Raw genomic sequence first — 533 nt, 5'->3', positions numbered from 1 at the left:
GCGTGTGACGTGCACACACAACCCGCCGCATTGCCTCGGTTGGGGTGTAGCTATCCGTGTGGGCTTGAAGTTCTGCGTCCATATCCACTTCGGTGATTGTCGCTGACGCCAACAGGTCTTCGAGTGCTGCGGTGGCTTCCGGGGTCAGTGCGCCGACACCTGGCACATAGGCTGGCCCACCAACCTCACGCCCCTTTGGCACGAATACGTGCAGGGTTGCTTTCGTTGGGGTGATCTCACCAGACAGTAGTTTGACCATCGCATCGGCCATTGAGGTTTTATGTTCCCGTGCGGTCGCTAACACATGGTTACGTACTACCTGTGCAGTCAGTGGGTTGGTCGCCAACGTGACTAACGTTTTGACCGTGCCGGACTGTGCAGACACGTCAAAGGTCACCGTGTCATCAGCAGCATGTGCTTGGGCTGTGCGTTGCATGCGTCGCTTTGGTTGATAGGCACAGGTTGGGTCAATCCGTTTAATCATCTCGCGGATACGCCGGGTAATTGTGGTGGTTTGTGGAGTGTTCTGGCCG

The 533-nt window shown here is 56.7% G+C and carries 1 pseudogene; it reads right to left on the bottom strand.

The features are described from left to right. A pseudogene (locus HMPREF3101_RS04010) lies at positions 1-436 on the bottom strand (hypothetical protein); the annotation flags it as partial. Between the last annotated feature and the right edge of the window lie 97 nt (positions 437-533).

This window comes from Corynebacterium sp. HMSC29G08 (assembly GCF_001806875.1).
Taxonomy (GTDB): Bacteria; Actinomycetota; Actinomycetes; order Mycobacteriales; family Mycobacteriaceae; genus Corynebacterium.
This window is presented reverse-complemented; position numbering and strand designations above follow the sequence as displayed.